Origin of the sequence: Micromonospora phaseoli (genome assembly GCF_900109115.1) — a bacterium.
In the GTDB taxonomy this organism is placed as follows: domain Bacteria; phylum Actinomycetota; class Actinomycetes; order Mycobacteriales; family Micromonosporaceae; genus Micromonospora; species Micromonospora phaseoli.
On record NZ_FNYV01000021.1, the window covers coordinates 1 to 17,743 of the forward strand.

Annotated in this window: 16 protein-coding genes; 7 read left to right on the top strand and 9 right to left on the bottom strand. The window is 73.4% G+C overall.

The annotated features are described in order from the left end of the window. Positions 1-662 precede the first annotated feature (662 nt). Positions 663-1,004: a hypothetical protein gene (locus BMY89_RS29005; protein WP_092383591.1), complete on the top strand. Its 342-nt coding sequence runs from the start codon at positions 663-665 to the stop codon at positions 1,002-1,004. Between the two features lie 51 nt (positions 1,005-1,055). Here the strand turns inward: BMY89_RS29005 and BMY89_RS29010 are convergent, their stop codons facing one another. The 7 genes from BMY89_RS29010 to BMY89_RS29040 all read right to left on the bottom strand — a co-directional run bounded on the left by BMY89_RS29010 (position 1,056) and on the right by BMY89_RS29040 (position 8,292). Beyond that, positions 1,056-1,754: a hypothetical protein gene (locus BMY89_RS29010; protein WP_092383593.1), complete on the bottom strand. Its 699-nt coding sequence runs from the start codon at positions 1,752-1,754 to the stop codon at positions 1,056-1,058. A 219-nt stretch (positions 1,755-1,973) separates the two neighbouring features. Then, positions 1,974-3,077, bottom strand: coding sequence for a DUF3626 domain-containing protein (locus tag BMY89_RS29015; protein WP_232521605.1), 1,104 nt, complete (start codon positions 3,075-3,077; stop codon positions 1,974-1,976). Between the two features lie 66 nt (positions 3,078-3,143). After that, a complete protein-coding gene (locus BMY89_RS29020; RefSeq protein ID WP_092383595.1) occupies positions 3,144-3,773 on the bottom strand; it encodes an MBL fold metallo-hydrolase in 630 nt (209 codons plus the stop codon). Then, positions 3,773-4,858: an S-(hydroxymethyl)mycothiol dehydrogenase gene (locus BMY89_RS29025; protein WP_092383597.1), complete on the bottom strand. Its 1,086-nt coding sequence runs from the start codon at positions 4,856-4,858 to the stop codon at positions 3,773-3,775. Before BMY89_RS29025 ends, BMY89_RS29020 begins: the two co-directional genes overlap by 1 nt. A gap of 397 nt (positions 4,859-5,255) precedes the next feature. Further along, the gene (locus tag BMY89_RS29030) at positions 5,256-6,137 is read right to left on the bottom strand and encodes an SDR family NAD(P)-dependent oxidoreductase (protein ID WP_092383599.1); all 882 of its coding nucleotides are present in this window, start codon (positions 6,135-6,137) and stop codon (positions 5,256-5,258) included. Further along, complete coding sequence (locus BMY89_RS29035; protein ID WP_092383601.1) at positions 6,130-7,608, bottom strand: flavin-containing monooxygenase; 1,479 nt, start codon at positions 7,606-7,608, stop codon at positions 6,130-6,132. The genes BMY89_RS29030 and BMY89_RS29035 overlap by 8 nt, the downstream gene beginning before the upstream one ends. A 33-nt stretch (positions 7,609-7,641) precedes the next feature. Further along, complete coding sequence (locus BMY89_RS29040) at positions 7,642-8,292, bottom strand: phosphotransferase (RefSeq protein ID WP_092383603.1); 651 nt, start codon at positions 8,290-8,292, stop codon at positions 7,642-7,644. 110 nt (positions 8,293-8,402) lie between these two features. Here BMY89_RS29040 and BMY89_RS29045 point away from each other — a divergent pair, with 110 nt between their 5' ends. From BMY89_RS29045 to BMY89_RS29060, 4 genes are read left to right on the top strand one after another with little or no spacing between them, the layout of a single operon-like run. Further along, positions 8,403-9,020 carry an ATP-binding cassette domain-containing protein gene (locus BMY89_RS29045; protein WP_092383605.1) on the top strand — a complete coding sequence of 206 codons (618 nt, stop codon included), beginning with the start codon at positions 8,403-8,405 and terminating at the stop codon, positions 9,018-9,020. Further along, the gene (locus BMY89_RS29050) at positions 9,017-10,297 is read left to right on the top strand and encodes an extracellular solute-binding protein (RefSeq protein WP_170147798.1); all 1,281 of its coding nucleotides are present in this window, start codon (positions 9,017-9,019) and stop codon (positions 10,295-10,297) included. The genes BMY89_RS29045 and BMY89_RS29050 overlap by 4 nt, the downstream gene beginning before the upstream one ends. After that, positions 10,294-12,057, top strand: a complete 1,764-nt coding sequence (locus tag BMY89_RS29055) for an ABC transporter permease (protein ID WP_170147797.1) — start codon at positions 10,294-10,296, stop codon at positions 12,055-12,057. Before BMY89_RS29050 ends, BMY89_RS29055 begins: the two co-directional genes overlap by 4 nt. Further along, complete coding sequence (locus BMY89_RS29060) at positions 12,054-14,432, top strand: tetratricopeptide repeat protein (protein WP_092383611.1); 2,379 nt, start codon at positions 12,054-12,056, stop codon at positions 14,430-14,432. Before BMY89_RS29055 ends, BMY89_RS29060 begins: the two co-directional genes overlap by 4 nt. Before the next feature lie 82 nt (positions 14,433-14,514). On the opposite strand, the gene pdxR is transcribed toward BMY89_RS29060, so the two are convergent. Further along, positions 14,515-16,062, bottom strand: coding sequence for a MocR-like pyridoxine biosynthesis transcription factor PdxR (gene pdxR / locus BMY89_RS29065; RefSeq protein ID WP_092383613.1), 1,548 nt, complete (start codon positions 16,060-16,062; stop codon positions 14,515-14,517). Between the two features lie 58 nt (positions 16,063-16,120). Between pdxR and BMY89_RS29070 the strand changes: the two genes are divergently transcribed. Continuing rightward, the gene (locus BMY89_RS29070; protein WP_092383615.1) at positions 16,121-16,363 is read left to right on the top strand and encodes a hypothetical protein; all 243 of its coding nucleotides are present in this window, start codon (positions 16,121-16,123) and stop codon (positions 16,361-16,363) included. Positions 16,364-16,380: 17 nt separating this feature from the next. Continuing rightward, the gene (locus BMY89_RS29075) at positions 16,381-17,073 is read left to right on the top strand and encodes a B3/B4 domain-containing protein (protein WP_092383617.1); all 693 of its coding nucleotides are present in this window, start codon (positions 16,381-16,383) and stop codon (positions 17,071-17,073) included. 12 nt (positions 17,074-17,085) lie between these two features. Here BMY89_RS29075 and BMY89_RS29080 read toward each other — a convergent pair whose 3' ends face one another. Next, positions 17,086-17,688, bottom strand: a complete 603-nt coding sequence (locus tag BMY89_RS29080) for an MBL fold metallo-hydrolase (RefSeq protein WP_092383619.1) — start codon at positions 17,686-17,688, stop codon at positions 17,086-17,088. Positions 17,689-17,743: the final 55 nt, after the last annotated feature.

The window sequence follows — 17,743 nt, forward strand, 5'->3', positions numbered from 1 at the left end:
ACCGCCACCGGCTTACCGGCGACCGGGGCGGTGTCCGCGTACGCGGCCACCGGACCAGCGACCATGCCACCAGCAAACGCCACACCAGCAATACCCAGCACGCTCTTACGGAAGATCGTGTTCATGATGAAAGCTCCATTCGGGGGTTGGCACACACACCGACCGGGGGAAGGTCGACACGCACGCAAGCACCGTCAGGCACTCAAAGAACAAGGGGAAAAGAGATCCTCCGGCACGCGGGGCAGAAGAGGGGCCACTTCGCGCCGCCGGAACCATGTACAACGACCGACCGAGCCAGGTCATTCCACAAACCCGGGGCCCGACCCGCAGGCGAAGACCAGGCCCCGCACGATCGTCAGCCACATGTAACGCCCCCACCCCCGACCCGATTCCACCCGCCCGCCAACCCGAAACGGACATCCGACGTCAGACCACCCCTCGCGGGACGCGATATCTCGCGGCTTGCCGGCCCCGGAGGGCCCGACATTGCCGCATCTCGCGAAACACAGTCGTGAGGCAGGCCGTCGCGGGCAGGCGGGGGCAATCGCCTCGGCAGCGTGATGTCATACAGACAACACGCCCGTGAGAGGTATCGCCCGGCCGCACCATTCCGCCCGAGCCGATCCGGACCAAAGCCCTGTCCAGGGAGGTCATAGGAAATCATGGCAACCATCGAGATCGACCTCGACACCGTCCACGTCCGGCTCACCACCGCTGAGAAGATCTTCGCCCTACGCGGCGACGTCGCCTTCCCCCGCACCGCCGTACGCGAGGTGGAGGTGTTGCCCGACGGTCTGGCCGCCACCCACGGCACCCGCGTCCCCGGTCTGGGCGTACCGGGTGTGCGCAACATCGGTACCTGGCGTCGGCCCGGGGTCACCGAGTTCGTCAGCGTCCGCCGGGGCGAGCCGGCGAGCCGCATCACCCTCGTCGACCAGCGGTACGACGCCGTGCTGGTCAGCTGCACCCAACCGGAGGCGCTGGCCCAGAGCCTGCGGGAGTGACAGCGGAAGGGGCCGGCTCCCGGTGTCGGGAGCCGGCCCCTTCCTATACGGTCACCAGAGCTGGGAGACGATGTCCGCCGACTGCTCTTCCCACTGCGCGTAGTGGAACGGGTACGCCGAGACCTGCACGGTCTGCGCCGCGGTGGTCAGCGGTAGGTCCTGCCAGCCGCCCACGTTCCGCAGGGCCTGGAAGAAGGCCCTCGAGGAGTACTCGGGATCGGTGATCTGTTCCTCGGTGCCCCAGCCGCTGGACGGACGCTGCTGGAACAGGCCCTGAGAGTCGTGGTCGTTGTACGCGCCCAGGTGGCCGAGGTTGTACAGCTTCGACTCCTGCAGCGCGGTGGCGATGCCGATGACCGCGCCCCGCTCACCCACGCCGGTCTTCTTGGCCACCTCGATGATGGTCTTGGCGTTGGCGCGCTGGGCGTTGTCCAGTGGGACGCGCGACTGGGCGCCCTGCACGCCGTGCGGGATCAACTGGTCGCGGGTGGGCTTGCCGGCGTCCGGCTTGTCGGTGAGGCCGCCAGTGGTCAGCCCGGATTCGACCGTGGTGCCGGTCGTGTTCCGGCCGGTAGCCCGGTCGATCGCCGCCACCGCTCCGGAGTGCGGGCCAGTGGTGATCGGTGCGGCCACGGCGGTGGGGCCGAAGGCGAGTCCGGCGAGGGCGGTCACGCCCACCACGCTCAGCGCGGTCTTCCGGTTCGGGATCGTCGCGATGGCCGGGAGCCATCGAGTGAAGTCCGGCTTCACGATGGTTGCCCTTTCGATCGGGTCCGAGCCGCTCGGGGTTGAGCCGCTCTCGGGGGCTGCACGGGGGCGGCCGGCGTTTGTGAGCCGTCGCCTTGGGGGACACAACCGGGCTGGCCGGTCGGGCATTCCGGATATGTACCTACGGCGGCTGGCTGCGACCCGGGTCACCACGCGGATCGGACCTACAGGCTGGCGCCGCCGTGGACCGGACGGATCGGGTCAGACGTCGTGGGGCGTACCGAAGCGCACCAGCACGTGCCAGAGCTGTTTGAGGTGCTGCAGGGTGTCGGCCGTCGGTCCCCGGTCGGCCCACCGGCCCGGCTCGGTCACCACCGACGCCGCGGCCCGCCCGAGCAGCGCGGCGTGCAGCGGCTCGCCCGGACGGGCGAACTCGGCATGCACCCGCGCCGCGAGCGGCGGGATGGCCGGTCCACGAAGTTCGGCGTCGACCTGCTCCACGGGCAGGGTGAAGCCGGCGTGCCAGCGCAGTGGAAACCCGTACCGACGGGCGGCGGCGGCCAGGGTGGCCCCGGTGCCGGTGTCACGGAACGAGGGGTCGACGACCAACTCCAACACGTCCCGGCCCAGCTGAACGTCGCCGTGGACCTGCGCCTCGATGTAGTCGTCGAGGGCGCGGCCGGCGGCCCGGGGTGCCGCGGCGATCTCCTCCCGGCGTCGCAGCAGCTCGACCACGAGCGTCACCAGGTCCATGCCGGGTCGTCCCAGGCAGGTACCGGTGTCGGCGGTGGCCGCGAAGAGCGCGGCCAACACCGGTTCGACCACGTCGATCGTGCCGACATCACGCGGGCCGAGATGACTGTCGCCGAAGCAGAAGGTGGTCCGGGCCAGCACCTCGGGGCGCAGCCGCAGATGGCAGGAGCCGAACCGGGGACAGGCTCCGTCGGGATGTTCGAGCAGGTTCAGTCCACCGTACCTGGGCCGCTCCGCCGGTCGTCCGTCCGGACGCTGGTACGCGCCGCCGAACAGGCGCTCCTCCCAGCGGTCCCGATCGCCGCCGGGGTACGCGGTCAGCCCGCCGTTGGAGATCCTCGTCTCGAACTGGCTGCGGTAGACGCCCTCGGCGGCGAGCGCCTCGGCGACCGTCCGCCCGTCGGCGAGCAGCCGGTCCGGGTGGAAGTTGAGGGTGACCCGCGCCCGGCCGATGGCCGCGACCAGCAGCTCCGGATCGTGTTGTACGCCGGTGCCGGCGAGCGCCCGGCCGATGGCGGCCAGCGCGGTGGGACGCTCGCGCAGCGCCACCGTCCGGACGTGCCGCAGTGCGTCGCGCTGGGCGGGGGTCAGCGTCGGGTCTTGATCGGACACGCCAGCAGTGTCGCCGGGACCGGCGCGCCGACGCACCCTGGTTTCGGGTCCGCCGGCACGCGCCGGTCAGTGGCCCCGGGCCAACCACTGCGGCAGCTGCGGCGCCTCCGCCCCGATGGTGCTGCTGTCGCCGTGGCCGGTGTGCACGACTGTCTGCGGCGCCAAGGTGAGCAGCCGGTCGCGGATCGAGTCGATGATGGTGGCGAAGTCGCTGTACGAGCGGCCGGTGGCGCCCGGCCCGCCGGCGAACAGGGTGTCGCCGGTGAAGACGACGTCGAGCGCGGGAGCGTGCAGGCAGCATGCACCGGGGCTGTGCCCCGGGGTGTGCAGCACGGTCAGCGTGGTGCCGCCCACCGCGATGGTCTCGCCGTCATCCAGCTGCCCGCCCGGCGGCTCGTCGGGATGCACCATGTCCCACAGCACCCGATCGGCGGGATGCAGCAGCACCGGAGCGCCGGTGGCGCGGGAGAGCTGCGGGGCGACCCGTACGTGGTCGTCGTGGGCGTGGGTGGCGACGATCGCGGTGACCCGACGGCCGGCCACCACCTCAAGGATGGCCTCGACGTCGTGCGGGGCGTCGATCACGACGCACTCGGCGTCGTCGCCGATCACCCAGACGTTGTTGTCGACGTCGAAGGTCTGGCCGTCGAGGGAGAAGGTGCCGGAGGTGACGGCGTGGTCGATCCGGGCGGGCATCAGAAGACCACCACCGAGCGGAGCACGTCGCCGCGGTGCATCCGGGCGAACGCCTCCTCGACCCCGTCCAGCGGAATCTCCTCGGTGACGAAGGCGTCCAGGTCTAGCCGGCCCTGCAGGTAGAGCTCGGTGAGCATGGGGAAGTCGCGGCTGGGCAGGCAGTCGCCGTACCAGCTGGACTTCAGCGCGCCGCCACGGCCGAAGACGTCCAGCAACGGCAGCTCGACGCGCATCTCCGGCGTCGGTACGCCGACCAGCACGACGGTGCCGGCCAGGTCACGGGCGTAGAACGCCTGCTTCCAGGTCTCCGGACGACCGACCGCGTCGATCACCACGTCGGCGCCGAAGCCGCCGGTGGCGGCCTGGATCTCGGCCACCGGGTCGGCCTCGGAGGCGTTGACCGTGTGGGTGGCGCCGAACTTGCGGGCCCAGTCGAGCTTGCGGGAGTCGGTGTCCACCGCGATGATCGTCGTCGCCCCGGCCAGCGCCGCGCCGGCCACTGCCGCGTCGCCGACGCCACCACAACCGATCACCGCCACCGAGTCGCCACGGGTCACCCCGCCGGTGTTCATCGCCGCGCCGAGACCGGCCATCACCCCGCAGCCGAGCAGTCCGACGGCGGCCGGCCGGGCGGCCGGGTCCACTTTGGTGCACTGGCCGGCGTGCACGAGGGTCTTCTCGGCGAACGCGCCGATACCCAGTGCCGGGGAGAGTTCGGTGCCGTCGGTCAGGGTCATCTTCTGGGCTGCGTTGTGGGTGTTGAAGCAGTACCAGGGTCGGCCCCGCCGGCAGGCCCGGCAGACCCCGCAGACCGCCCGCCAGTTGAGTACCACGAAGTCGCCCGGCGCGACGGCGTCCACCCCCGCGCCGACCTGCTCGACGATGCCGGCCGCCTCGTGGCCGAGCAGGAACGGGTAGTCGTCGTTGATGCCGCCCTCGCGGTAGTGCAGGTCGGTGTGGCAGACCCCGCAGGACTGCACCCGTACCACCGCCTCGCCGGGGCCTGGATCGGGCACCACGATCTCGGTGACCTCGACGGGCGCTCCCTTGCTGCGGGAGATGACTCCCCTGACCTGCTGGCTCACGCTCTCCTCCTACTACTACTCCGCGCCGACGGGCAGCGCCGCGCCGTGGCGCCGCTGGCGGCGGCCACGGTCGCGTCCTGCGGCGAACCTACCGCCGCGAGGGCGGATCGGCACCGCTTCCGCGCGGACGGTTGGCCCGGCGGATCGCCGTGGTCACGGCAGGTGGCGTTGCCGGTCGCGCAGCCGCTGGTACAGCTCGGCGGCCTCCGCCGGGGTGGCGGACCAGCGGCCCGCGAGGCGTTCGGAGCGAACCGTCCCGGTGCTGGTCACGCCATACCTACGGGGTGGCTGGGCCGGCGTCGCCGGTCGGGCCGGTTGGCGGTGCCGGTGCCCCGGCGGGGCGTCGAGGGCGGCCGCCGGCGACCCGCCGCCGACGGCGGCCTCTGGCCGGTGCTGCTCACACCGCTGTCGACGATCCCGGTGTATGTGGTGGCGGCGCTGCTGGTCGCACTGGTGACGGTGACCCGATGGCGGCCAGGAGACGGCCGTGACCGAGCGGGGCGATCCGGGCCAGCAGGTCCGGCAGCTTCGCCGACCAGCCGACCAGGACCCGACCACGCCGCCGGGCGACGCCGCGCAGGATCACCTCGGCGGCGACGCCCGGATCGATCGTGAGCAGCCGCTCGAACCGCTGCCGGCCGGCCTCGTACGCGACGAGGTCGACGCCGCTGCCCACCCGGGCGTCCCGGGCGATGCGGGTGCGGATGCCACCGGGGTGCACGCAGGTGACGCCGACGCCGTCGGCGACCAGTTCGTGCCGCAGCGCCTCGGTGAAGCCGCGCACGGCGAACTTGCTGGCCGCGTAGGCGACCTGGCCGGGCGGAGCGATCAGACCGAACAGGCTGGAGACGGTGACCAGATGCGCGCCGGGTTCGGCCTTGAGGGCCGGGAGCAGCGCGTGGGTCAGCTGCACCACCGCCCGGAAGTTGACGTCGATGACCCAGCTGAACTCGTCGAGGGTCACCTCGTCGAACCGACCGCCGAGGGCCACCCCGGCGTTGTTGACCAGCAGCCGGATCCGGGGGTGCCGGTCGCGGAGCCGTTGCCCGAGCGACGCGGTGGCGGGCGCGGCGGCCAGGTCGACGACCTCGGTCTGCACCGGCCGCCCGGGATGGGCGGCCCGGATCGCGTCGGCCACCGCGTCCAGCCGTGCGGCGTCCCGATCGATGAGGACCAGTTCGGCGCCGCGGCGGGCCAGCCCGTGGGCCAGGGCGGCACCGATGCCGCCGGCCGCGCCGGTGACCACGGCGACACCGCCGACGAAGTCGAACCTACGCATCGACGGGGCTCCTTCGTGCCGAGTCGGCCCGGTCGAAGCGGACTCCGACGTCGGTGAGCCGCCCGTACCGCATCAGCAGCAGGTCACGGACGTAGTTCTGGTGCAGCCGCCAGGGCGTCCGATTCCCCTGGCGGGGCAGCTGCCCGACACCCCGCCGCACATACCCGGAGGAGAGGTCGATCAGCGGGGTACGCGGGCCGTCGGGTGGGGCGAGCGGGGTGACGACCTGGGTCCCGCTGCGGTCCAGGTGCCGCAGCAGCCGGCAGACGTAGCCGGCCACCAGGTCGGCCTTGAGCGTCCAGGAGGCGTTGGTGTACCCGACGGTCATGGCGAAGTTCGGTACCCCGGAGAGCATCATCCCCTTGTACGCGACGGTTCGCGCCGGGTCGACGTCGACGCCGTCGACCCGCAGCGTCATGCCGCCGAGGGCGAGCAGCTCCAGCCCGGTGGCGGTGACCACCACGTCGGCCGGCAGTTCCCGACCCGAGGTGAGTCGGATGCCCTGCTCGGTGAAGGTGTCGATGGTGTCGGTGACCACCTCGGCGCGCCCGTCGGACAGGGCGGTGAACAGGTCACCGTCGGGCACCACGCACAGCCGCTGGTCCCACGGGTCGTAGCGGGGTGTGAAGTGACGGTCGACGTCGTAGCCGGCGGGCAGTCGCCGGGCCACGGCCCGGCGCAGCAGCCCGCGCACCAGCCTCGGCGCGCGCCGGCTGAGCTGGTAGTTCGCGGTGGCGAGCAGGACGTTCTTCCACCGCACCACCGGGTACGCCAGGCGTGGTGGCAGCAGCCGCCGCACCGTGTCGGCGAGCACGTCCCGCGAGGGCAGCGCCAGCAGGTACGTGGGCGAGCGTTGCAGCATGGTCACCTGGGCGGCCCGCCCGGCCAGCGCGGGCACCAGGGTGACGGCCGTCGCGCCGCTGCCGATCACCACCACCTGACGACCGGTGTGGTCGAGGTCGGCCGGCCAGTGCTGCGGGTGCACCACCCGACCGGCGAACCGTTCCTGACCGGGCAGGTGCGGGGTGTAGCCGGCCTCGTAGCGGTAGTACCCGGTGCAGGCGTACAGGAAGGCGCAGGTGAGCACGGTGGTCTCGGCGGTGTCGTCGCGCCGGGCGTGCACCGTCCAGCGGGCCTGCCGGCCGTCCCACTCGGCCTTCACTACTCGGTGCCGGAAGCGGATGTGGCGGGTCACGTCGTGCTCGTCGGCGGTGCGGCGCACGTACTCGCGGATGGTTTCGCCGTCGGCGAGCGTCTTCGGTGCGGTCCACGGCGCGAACGAGTAGCCGAGGGTGAACATGTCGGAGTCGGAGCGTACGCCCGGGTAACGGAACAGGTCCCAGGTGCCGCCGACCGCGTCGCGGGCCTCGAGCAGCGCGTACGTCTTGTCGGGGCAGCGGCGTCGCAGGTGGCAGGCGGCGCCGACACCGGACAGCCCGGCACCCACGATGAGCACGTCGACGTGGTCCATCTGATCTCCCGCCCGCGCAGTGGTGCCCGGACCCTATCCGGCGACGAGCGCCGCCGCCGAGTCGAGGAGGGCGAGTTCGGCGGCGGTCTGGGTGGGATTGGCACGACGGATGGCCAGGGCGTCGTCGAGCAGGGGGCGGTCATGGTCACGGATCTCGTCCAGGTAGGCCCGCAGCATCACCCCGGCCGCCTCGGCCATCGGCTGGGCCGGGTCCACCGCGACCTGGGCGAGGATCAGTGCGGTCATCGCGACGTCCAGCCCGGGCGGACCATGCCGGACGTTACGCCAGTCGATGAGCACCGGGCCGCGTGGATCGAGGATGACATTGTCCGGGTGCACGTCCAGGTGCAGGATCCGCTCTCCGCCATCCGCGCCGGGCAGCGGCGCGACGGTGTGCAGCCGACGGTGCAGGTCGGCGAGGATCCTGGCGGACGGCCCGACCTCGATCGTGCCGGCGACCAGCGCCTGGAGCATCGTCGGGCCGGGCACCCGTCGCATGACCAGCTCCGCGCCGGCGGCGCGGTGGATCCGGGGCACCGGGAAGCCGGCCGCGTGCAGGTGGGTCATGAACCCGGCCTCCACGGTGACGTCGGTGCCGTCGCGGTAGCGCCGCAGCACCCGATCGGCGTCGACGGCGTACACGTCGGCGTCCCGCCCGGTGGCGAACGGAGTCGGATCTGCCATGACCGCGACGGTAGCGCCCCACCGCTGCCGCCCATGATGGGCGCACTGTGGGACACCGTGAGTAGCCAGGCTGTGCCACCCTGGGATGACGACGGCAGCCGCCGGAGGTGATGGTCACGCTACGCACGTATGAACTCGTTGCCGTGCCGGACATCCCTCCGCTCGAGATCGACGCTCCCGTCGGCGCGACGGTTGCCCTGGTCGCCGGGCCGCGGCTGGGCACGGCCGTGGCCCGGGTGCTGGTCGGATTGGCCGCTCCGGTCGCCGGCCGGATTCTGGTCGGCGACCGCGACGTCACCGACCTGCCGCCACTGCGCCGACGCATCGGATACGTCCCCGCCGGCAGCGCCCTGCTGCCCCACCTCACCGTCGGACGCAACATCTCCTACGGCCAGCGTCGGCGCCAGCGGGTGCGTGACGTGGCCGACGACTGGGCGGCGGTCCTGGTCGACCGGCTCGAACTCGCCCCGACGCTGGGCCTGCGACCGCACCTGCTCTCCGAGGCGCAGCGATTCCGGGTCGCCCTGGCCCGGGCCATGGCCTGTCTACCCGAGGTGCTGGTGGTCGACCTGCCGTCCGCCGTCGACGGGGTGCGTCTGGGCGACCTGGTCGGCCGATTGTCCCCGCCGGACTCCCCCGGCGTGACGGTGCTGCTCTGCTCGTCCGACGACGAGGTGCTGGCCGACGTGGCGGACCGGGTCGAGGCGGCCGGCGAGGTGCGCCCGTGACAGCCCGCCGGCTGCGCCGCCGAACCCTGTTGCGTGCGGCGGCGGCTACGGCCGCCGCGGCCACTGCCGGTGGTTGTGCACGAGGGCAGCGGTCGGTGCAGGTGGCGGTGGTCTGGGCCGGTGGCGAGCTGGCCCGGTTCCGTGAGGTCGTCGCCGACTACCCCACGCCGGTACAGGTGATCGGGGTGGGCAACGACATCGACGCGTTCCTGGTCGCTCGCCAGTCCGCCGGCACCACCCCTGACGTGGCGATCCTGCCCCGCCCGGGACTGGTCGTCGAGTACGCCCGGCGTGGCTGGCTCAGCGAGGTGACCCCGGCCGACAACTACACCGCGCCGGCCGGCATGGCCGACCTGCTCACCGTGGACCGGCGCCGCTACGGCGTGTGGACGAAGGCGGCGTACAAGTCGCTGTTCTGGCATTTCCCGTCGATGCTGGACGAGCCGCCAAGGACCTGGGCCGCGCTGGTCGCGTTGACCCGTCAGCTCGGCGCCCGGCACCGGGCGGGCGCCGGCCCGGCGCCACTGGCGATCGGCGCCGCCGACGGCTGGGTTCTCACCGACTGGTTCGAGAACGTGCTCGCCGACGTCGCCGGCGCCGACCTGTATGAGGGGTTGGCCAGCGGCCAGGCCGACTGGCGCGACCCGCCGGTCGGGTACGCGCTGGACCGACTCGCCGAGCTGTGGAGCGTCCAGGGTGCCTTCCCGGGCGGCGGGCGGCGAGCCCTGCTCACCCAGTTCGAGGAGTCGATCATCCAGGTGGTGCACCACCGCGACGCGGTCATGGTGTTCGAGGCCGACTTCGTCGACGCCGTCGTCGCCCGGTTCCGTCGCGGCAGCGAGCCGCCGAGCACCTTCCGCTTTCCCGGCGCCCGGGTGGCCAGCCAGCCACTGATCGTCGGCGGCGACGCCGCGGTGGCGTTCGCCGGATCAACCGGCGGGGTCGAGTTGGTGCGCTGGCTCAGCGAGGCGGCGGCCTTCCGACCGTGGCTGGACGCCGGCGGCTACCTCTCCCCCAACCTCGCCGTGCCGCTGAGCAACTACCGAGACCCGCTGCGCCGGCAGCTGGCCGACGAGCTGCGCGCCGCAGAGAAGGTGCAGTTCGATCTGTCCGACCGACTGCCCGGAACCTTCACCGGCACCGACGGGGTGGGGATCTGGCGGATCATGCAGGACTTCTTCATGGACGTGACCGACGGGGTGACCGCTCGGGAGGCGGTCCGCCGGGCCACCGGCCAGCTTGCCGAGGAGGCGCGGACGGCGGGGGGCGGGCGGTGAGCCGGGCGCCGCTGCTGGGCGAACTGGCGGTGCTCGACGACGTGGGGCCGCCCCGGCGCGGCCGGGCGTATCCGGCCGCCGGGATCACCTGGGCGCTGCTGACACCGGCGGTGCTGCTGCTCGGCGGGCTGCTGGCCTGGCCGGTGCTGCGCACGGCGCAGGCCAGCGTCACCACCGACGGTCGCTGGGTGGGCGCAGAGCACTATCGGGCCGCCTTCTCCGCCCCGGGCACCGGTGCGGTGGTGGGGCGCACGCTGCTGTGGGCGCTGCTGGTTCCGACAGTGGTCACGGTGCTGGGCTACCTGCTCGCCGCGGCCTCCCGGCGCTCCCAGGAGGGCTGGCTGGTCCGGTTCATCCTGGTGGTGCCGACCGCGCTGCCGCTGGTGGTCACCGGCGTGACCTTCCGGCTGCTCTACGACCCGGACCCGCAGCGCGGGCTGGCCACCCTGCTCCTCGCCCGGCTCACCGGACGTCCACCGGAGCAGGTGCCGCAGCTGCTCGGGCCGGACCTGGTCACGGTGGCCGTGATGTCGGCGTTCGTGTGGGCCTGGGTCGGGCTGGCCATGCTGGTGTTCCGGGCCGCCCTCGACGCGGTGCCGACCGGTCTCGTCGACGCGGTACGCGCCTTCGGCGGCACCCGCCGCGACGTACTCTGGGACGCGCAGTGGCGGCCGCTGCTGCTGCGTACGGTGGCGGTGGTCTTCGCTCTGGTCGCGGTCGGCACCAGCCGTACCTTCGACCTGATCCTGGTGATGACGCCCGGCTCGGTGCGCGACGAGGCGTCGGTGCTCTCGCTGCGGATCTGGCAGACCTCCGGCGCGACGACCACCGGTGAGGGTGCCGCCCTGGGGGTTATCTGGCTGGTCGCGGTGACCGCCGGCATGCTGGTGGTGGCGCTGTTCGTCCGGCAGGCGTGGCCGCCGCCCCAGCAGCCGGCCGGTACCGCGGTTGGCGCACCACCGCCGCGGCGAGCGGTTCGGCTGCTCGCTGCGGGCGCGGCCGTGGCCTGGCTGCTCCCGCTGGGCGTGCTGGCGGCCACCTCGTTGCAGAACCCGGTCCGGGCGGCCACCGGAAGCTGGTGGTCCGGGTCGCCGAGTCTCGACTCCTACGAGGTCGTGCTCACCAGCGCGGAGCTGTGGCGCAGCCTCGGCTTCACGATCGTGCTCGCCACCCTCGTCACCGCCGCGGTGCTGGGTGTCGCGCTGCTCGCCGCCTACCCGCTGGCCTGGCTGACCGGGCCGGCCGCCCAGGCCACCGGGCTGGTGCTGATGGCCGCGGTGGTCGTTCCGGTCCAGGTGATCGCCGGTCCGCTCAACGAGGTGCTCGGCTTGGCGCTCTCCTCCGGCACAGCTCGGGGGGCGGCCCTGGTGCATATCGCGTTGGGTGTCCCGTTCGCCGTGCTGGTGCTGCGCAACTCCTTCGCCGATCTGCCGGCCGAGCAGGTACGCGGTGCCCGGTTCGGCGGGCGGCACTGGTGGGGCACGCTGCGCCGGCTGGCCCGACACAACCGCACCGCGGTGGTGGCGGTGGCCGTGCTGGAGTTCGTGCAGGTGTGGAACGATCTCGTGGTGGGGCTGCTGTTCAGCGGGCCGGACGCCGCCCCGCTCGGGTTGTTTCTCGCCGGGCAGACGCGTGGCTTCGTGGCCGGCAGCGGCACGCTCGCCGCCGGTTGCGTGCTCGCCTCGATCCTGCCCGTGCTGGTCTTCGTACTGGCCCGCCGGCAGGTCGTCGCCGGGCTGGTCGCCGGGGGCGTACGGTGAGGCCGCCGCGGCGCAGCCGCCGGCCGCGTCCGCTGAGCGTCCTGCTCGCCGCCGGCGGGATGGCCGGCGCGGCAATCAGCGCCGTGCTCGGCAATGTCACCGGCAACCTGCTCTCCGAGCTCTCCGTCACCGCCCTCGGCTCGGCGAGCCTGGGTTTGGCGGTGATCGGGGTGGCGGCCTCGTTTCTGGTGGAGTGGCGGCGTCACCAGCGGGAACAGTTGCTCACCGGCGACGACGGGGTAGCCCCGGCCACCAGCAGCGCACCCACGCTGCCCTGGCCGGCGGGGTTCACCGGCCGGCGGGGTCAGGCGGAGGCCGTGGTGGCGATGTTGGCTCCGGAGCACGCGGTGGCGGTGGTGGGTCGCCGTGCGGTGGGCACGTCGTGGTGCGCGGTTCAGGCGGCGAACCTGAGTCGCGCCGACTTCCCCGACGGGCAGTACTACCTCGACCTGCGCCGCGGTGGCCGGGCCCGCTCGCCGCAGGAGGTCCTGATCGCGTTGGCCCGCATCGTCGGTACCGCCGCGCCGCGCTCGGGTCGCCCGGACGATCTCGCCGACGCCGCGGACGAGCTACGCGGCCAGCTCGACGGCCGCAAGGTGCTGCTGGTGCTCGACAATGTGGACAGCCCCGCTCAGGTCCGGCCGCTGCTACCGCCGACCGCCCGGACCTGCCGGCTGTTGCTGGCCGGCACCGGACGACTCGCCGCCCTGGACGGAGTGGTCGCGTACTGGTTGGCCGAACCGGACGTCGATGACGCGGTGGAGATGTTCGCCGACGCGGGTGCCGCCACGGCGGTCGCCCGGCCACGCCGGCCTGACCCACGCACCGATCCGGCGGTACGGGCCATCGTGGAGTCCTGCGGGCGGCAGCCGCGCGCAGTGACCGAGCTGGGGCGCCGCACCGCGCAGCACGGCTGGCGGCACGCCGACGTGCTGCACGCGCTGCGACGTGCCGCCGACACACCCCCGCACCAGCGGGCCGGCGTCTCGCCGGTGACGGGTCTGGTCATCGCCCGAGACACCGCCTACCACGCGCTGACCCGCGAGGCCCGCCGACTGTGGCGGCTGCTGTCGTTGAGCCCGGTGCCGCTGGACCGGGCGACCATCGCCGCGCTCGCCCGCCGCCGGCCGTACCGGATCGCGGCACTGCTGGACGAACTCGCCGACGCAGCCTTCGTGGTCGGCGCACCGGGCGACCGGTACGAGGTCCGGCCGCTGCTCGCCCCGTACGCCCGGATACACCTGCGAGAGGCCGAGCCGGTGCACCGCCGGGTCAGCGCCCAGGCCCGACTGACTCGGCACCTGGCAAGCCGGGCCGAACAGCACGTCGCCGGGCTGGCGGTGGCCGGGGCGCTGGACCGGGACCACCGGCTGCCCGACGACGACCCGTACGGCTGGTTCGATCTGCACCAGGAGTTGCTGCTGGCGGTGGTGAAGGTGCCGGCCGGTGCCGTGGAAACGCTGCCGCGCCGGGTGCGGGGCTGGTGGTTCCGGCTGGCCGTGGCGCTGTGCGGCTGGCTCGCCCACGCCGAGCGGCTGGACGAGTGGGAGGACGTGTGCCGGACCGTGCTGGCCAATCCCACCGCCCAGGACCGGCCGGAGATCGCCGGTTGGGCACACAACGAGCTGGGGGTGCTGCGCCGCCGCCGGCACGACCCGTACGGCGCGGTGGCCGCGCTGAGCCTGGCGGTGGCGGGGCGGGGACGTCGGGGCACCGCCCAGGCCCGGATGAACCTGGGCCTGGCCCTGCTCGACCTCGGCCGGACGGAGGAGGCGGTGGAACACCTGGAGCTGTCCCGCCGGCACCGCGCGGGCGCCGACCGGGCCGGGCAGGCGCTCAGCGACCTGGGGCTGGGTGCGGCGCGGCTGGCGCGGTGCGAGCTGGAGAGCGCACACGACCTGCTGGTTCGTGCCGCGAACACGTTCCGCTCGCTCGGGGACTCGCGCGGCTACGCGGCAGCGCTGACCAACCTCGTACTGGTGCACTCCGCGATGGGCGAGCACCTCGACGCGGCGCAGGCGTGGCGGGCGGCGTTGCGCGAGTACGAGTCGGTCGGCGACCCGACCAACCGGGCGGCGGCGCTGCTCAACGCCGGAGCGACGCTGCTGGGTACGGCACCGGGTAAGGCCCGCCAGGCGTACACGCTGCTGTCCGAGAGCCGGCGGTTACGCGAGGGCGGTCGCCCCGACGCCGGGCTGGGACGCACACTGCTGCACCTGGGCGACGCGGCGGCGGCGCTGGGCGACGACGACGAGGCCCGCCGACACTGGGCGGACGCGGCGGTGATCTGCGAGGCGGCGGGCGACGACGATGCTCGGCAGGCGGCGGACGCCGGCCTGAACGGGGACCGCTTCCCGCAGCGGCATCCGGGCTGACGGGGCGTGTCGAGCGTCGACGACGGCCCGATGTCCGGGCCCGATCCGGCATCCTCTCGTCCCTGAACAGCCTCGACGCCGCTCATTCCTGGTTGCGACGCAGCGCGGTGGCAGCGGCGGCGACGAGCGCGATGCCCTCGTCCATGGCCGAGGCCGAGTTGGCCGCATAGCCCAGCACCAGGCCCGGCTGGTGTGGCCGTTGACAGTGCCAGGACAGCGGCTGCACCTTCACCCCTCGGGCCAGCGCCGCCGCCGCCAGCTCGGTGTCGCTCACGTCGTCGTCGAGAGTGACCGTCAGGTGCAGCCCGGCCGCCGCGCCGTGCACGGTGGCGCCGGGCAGGTGCCGCGCCAGTGCGGCGGTCATCGCGTCCCGGCGGCGCACGTGCCGTCGGCGCAGCTGCCGCAGTTGCCGTTCCAGCGCCCCGGAGGTGATCAGCTCGGCGAGGACCAGTTGTGGCAGGACGGCGTTGCCCAGGTCGGCGTTGCGTTTGGCGGCCACCACCGCCTCCCGGTACCGGTGCGGTACCAGCAGCCAACCGATCCGCAGCCCCGGGGCGAGCAGCTTCGACACGCTGCCGGTGTAGCAGACCTGCTCGGACATGGTCGCCCGCAGCGCGGGAACCGGTGGCCGGTCGTAGCGGTGTTCGGCGTCGTAGTCGTCCTCGATGACCAGGCCACCGGCCCGGGCCCAGTCGGCGAGCTGTCGACGCCGCTCGCCGTCGAGCACCACACCGGTCGGGAACTGGTGCGCCGGGGTGAGCATGACGACCGACACCTCGCTGGCCGTCAACTCGTCCACCCGCACACCTGCGGCGTCCACCGGGATCGGCACGGTGTCGAGCCGCCAGTTGTCGAGATGCTGGCGGACGCCGAGCGAACCGGGCTCCTCCACGCCGAGGGCGGTGACGCCCTCCTCGAGCAGCGCCTGGGCGAGCAGGCCGAGCGCCTGCGACACCCCCGTCGTGATGATCACCTCGGCCGGGTCGACGCTGATTCCCCGGTTACGGGCCAACCACCCGGCGACGGCCCGGCGCAACGTCGGCGTCCCCCGCGGGTCGCCGTAGCCGAGATCCGAGGCCGCCAGCCGCCCCAGCACGGCCCGCTCGGCGCGCAGCCAGTCCGTGCGGGGAAACGCCGCCAGGTCGGGTACGCCGGGCGTCAGGTCGATCCGCGCTCCGATGGTGCGTACCGCGTCGAAGATGTCCGGGCCGGGCACCGACGCGAACAGGCCGGCCGGATCCGGGGCGGTCACGACGTCGGCCGGGACGACCGTGGTTGCCGCCGCCACGGGGAGGGCGACGACCACGGTGCCGCCGCGGCCCCGGCCGGCGACGTGCCCGTCCTCCATCAGCCGCTGGTACGCCTCGACCACCACGCCCCGCGAGACCCCCAGATCGGCGGCGAGTACCCGGGTCGCGGGCAGTCGGGAGCCGACCGGCACCGCGCCATCGGCGATCGCCAGACGCAGCCGATCGGCGAGCCAGGCGGCCCGCCCACCCGCCGGTGCCTGACCGATGTCGAGGTGCAGGAAGTCCGACCCGACGTTGAGCAGCGGAGCCGCCGACACGCGGGACGTGCCGAGGTTTCCAGTTATGGACCTGTCCGGCGACGCGGGTTTGGCACTGCTCATCGGACCATTCTGGCGGCAGGGTGGGGGTGAACCGCCACCGGACCCGGGAGTTGACCTCGTGACCCTCGCTTACCTTCTGACCACGCTCCACCCCGGCGCCCCCGGTGCCCCGGGCCGGATGCTCGGGCTGGGCGCGATCTTCACGGCGACCACGCCGGTGGTGTTCGCCGGCTACGGGCTCGGTGCCGCGGCCGTACGCCGACGCGTGCTGGGCCGCCTCCGGGTGGCCGACTGGCGGCGCCGGTGCTTCGCCGGATCGTTCCTGGGGCTCGGGCTGCTGCTGGCCCGCGCCGAAGCCTGAGTCGAGGGGAGTCGAGCATGTACTTCGAGCACTCGTCCCAGGTGTGGGCGGAGCACCCCTCGCTCGTCGCCGGCGTCCTGTACGCCGAGAACCTCGCCGGTGAGCCCCGAAGCGAGCTGCCGCTGGCCGAGCTGCTCGGGTCGGCCCGGCAACGGCTGGCCGTGGGTACCGAGGCGGGCTTTCCGGAGATCCAGGCGTGGCGGCGGGCGTTCGCCCGGATGGGGCTGGCCCCCACCCGGTACCGCTGCGCGTCGGAGTCGCTGCTGCGGCGGATGCGGACCAGCGGCGACCTACCCCGGGTGCACCCGCTGGTCGACCTCGGCAACGCCGTCTCGGCCGCGTACGCCATCCCGGTCGGGATCCTCGACGTCGACCGCAGCGGCGGCGGCATCGAGGTGCGGCACGCCCGCGGCGACGAGCGCTATCTGACCTTCGGCGGTGTCGAGGAGCGACCCGAACCCGGTGAGGTGATCTTCGCCGATCCGCAGGGACGCGCGCACGCCCGGCGTTGGACCAACCGGCAGAGCGGCTGGTCGGCGGTGCGCGACGACACCTCCACCGTCCTGGTGGTGGTCGAGGCGGTGCACGACTCGGCCGCGCAGGGCGTGCCGCGCCTACTGGACACACTCGCCGCCGGGCTGCGGCAGGGCTGGGGCGTCGATAGCCGGGTCGGCATGCTGACGCCACTGCGGCCGCGATTCCAGGCGTGACCGCGGAACCGGTCAGGCGGTCTGCCCGGGGGCGAGGTAGCGGTAGCCGGGGACGGTCTCGCCGAACCAGCCGTTGACGCTGGCCAGGCCACGCTCGTTGAGCTGGGCGTCGTGGATCGGGAAGACCTCCGGCGCGGCGATGCCGGTGGCGAAGTCGATCGCCTCGGTCAGCTTGAGCCAGGACGCCTGCGCCGGCACCAGCAGGGTCCGCACCGGTCGGCCCGGCGGGTGCAGCGAGTCGCCCGGGTGGTAGACCTCGTCGGCGACGAGGTATCCGAGATTGACGCAGCCGGGCTGCCCGTCGTGGATGGTGGCGTGCCGCCCGCCGACCGCGGTGACGTCGAGGCCCGCGGCGGTGAACCGCTCCCCCGCCCGAACCCGGGTCACCGGCAGCGGCGCCAGGTCCGGCAGGACGGCGCCCTCCGGCACGAAGACCGGCACGCCGAGGCCGGCCAGCCGCAGCACGTCGATGTGATCGGTGTGTTCGTGACTGACCAGGACGGCGTCCGCGCCGGCCAGGGCGCGCGGCTCGCTCCAGGTGCCCGGATCGAGCACGAGGACGCCGCCGTCGTGTTCGATCCGTACGCAGGAATGCGTGTACTTCGTGATCCGCATGCGTGGGACCGTACGTGGTCCGGCGCGCCGCCGTTGTCCGGTGAGTTGGTCGGCG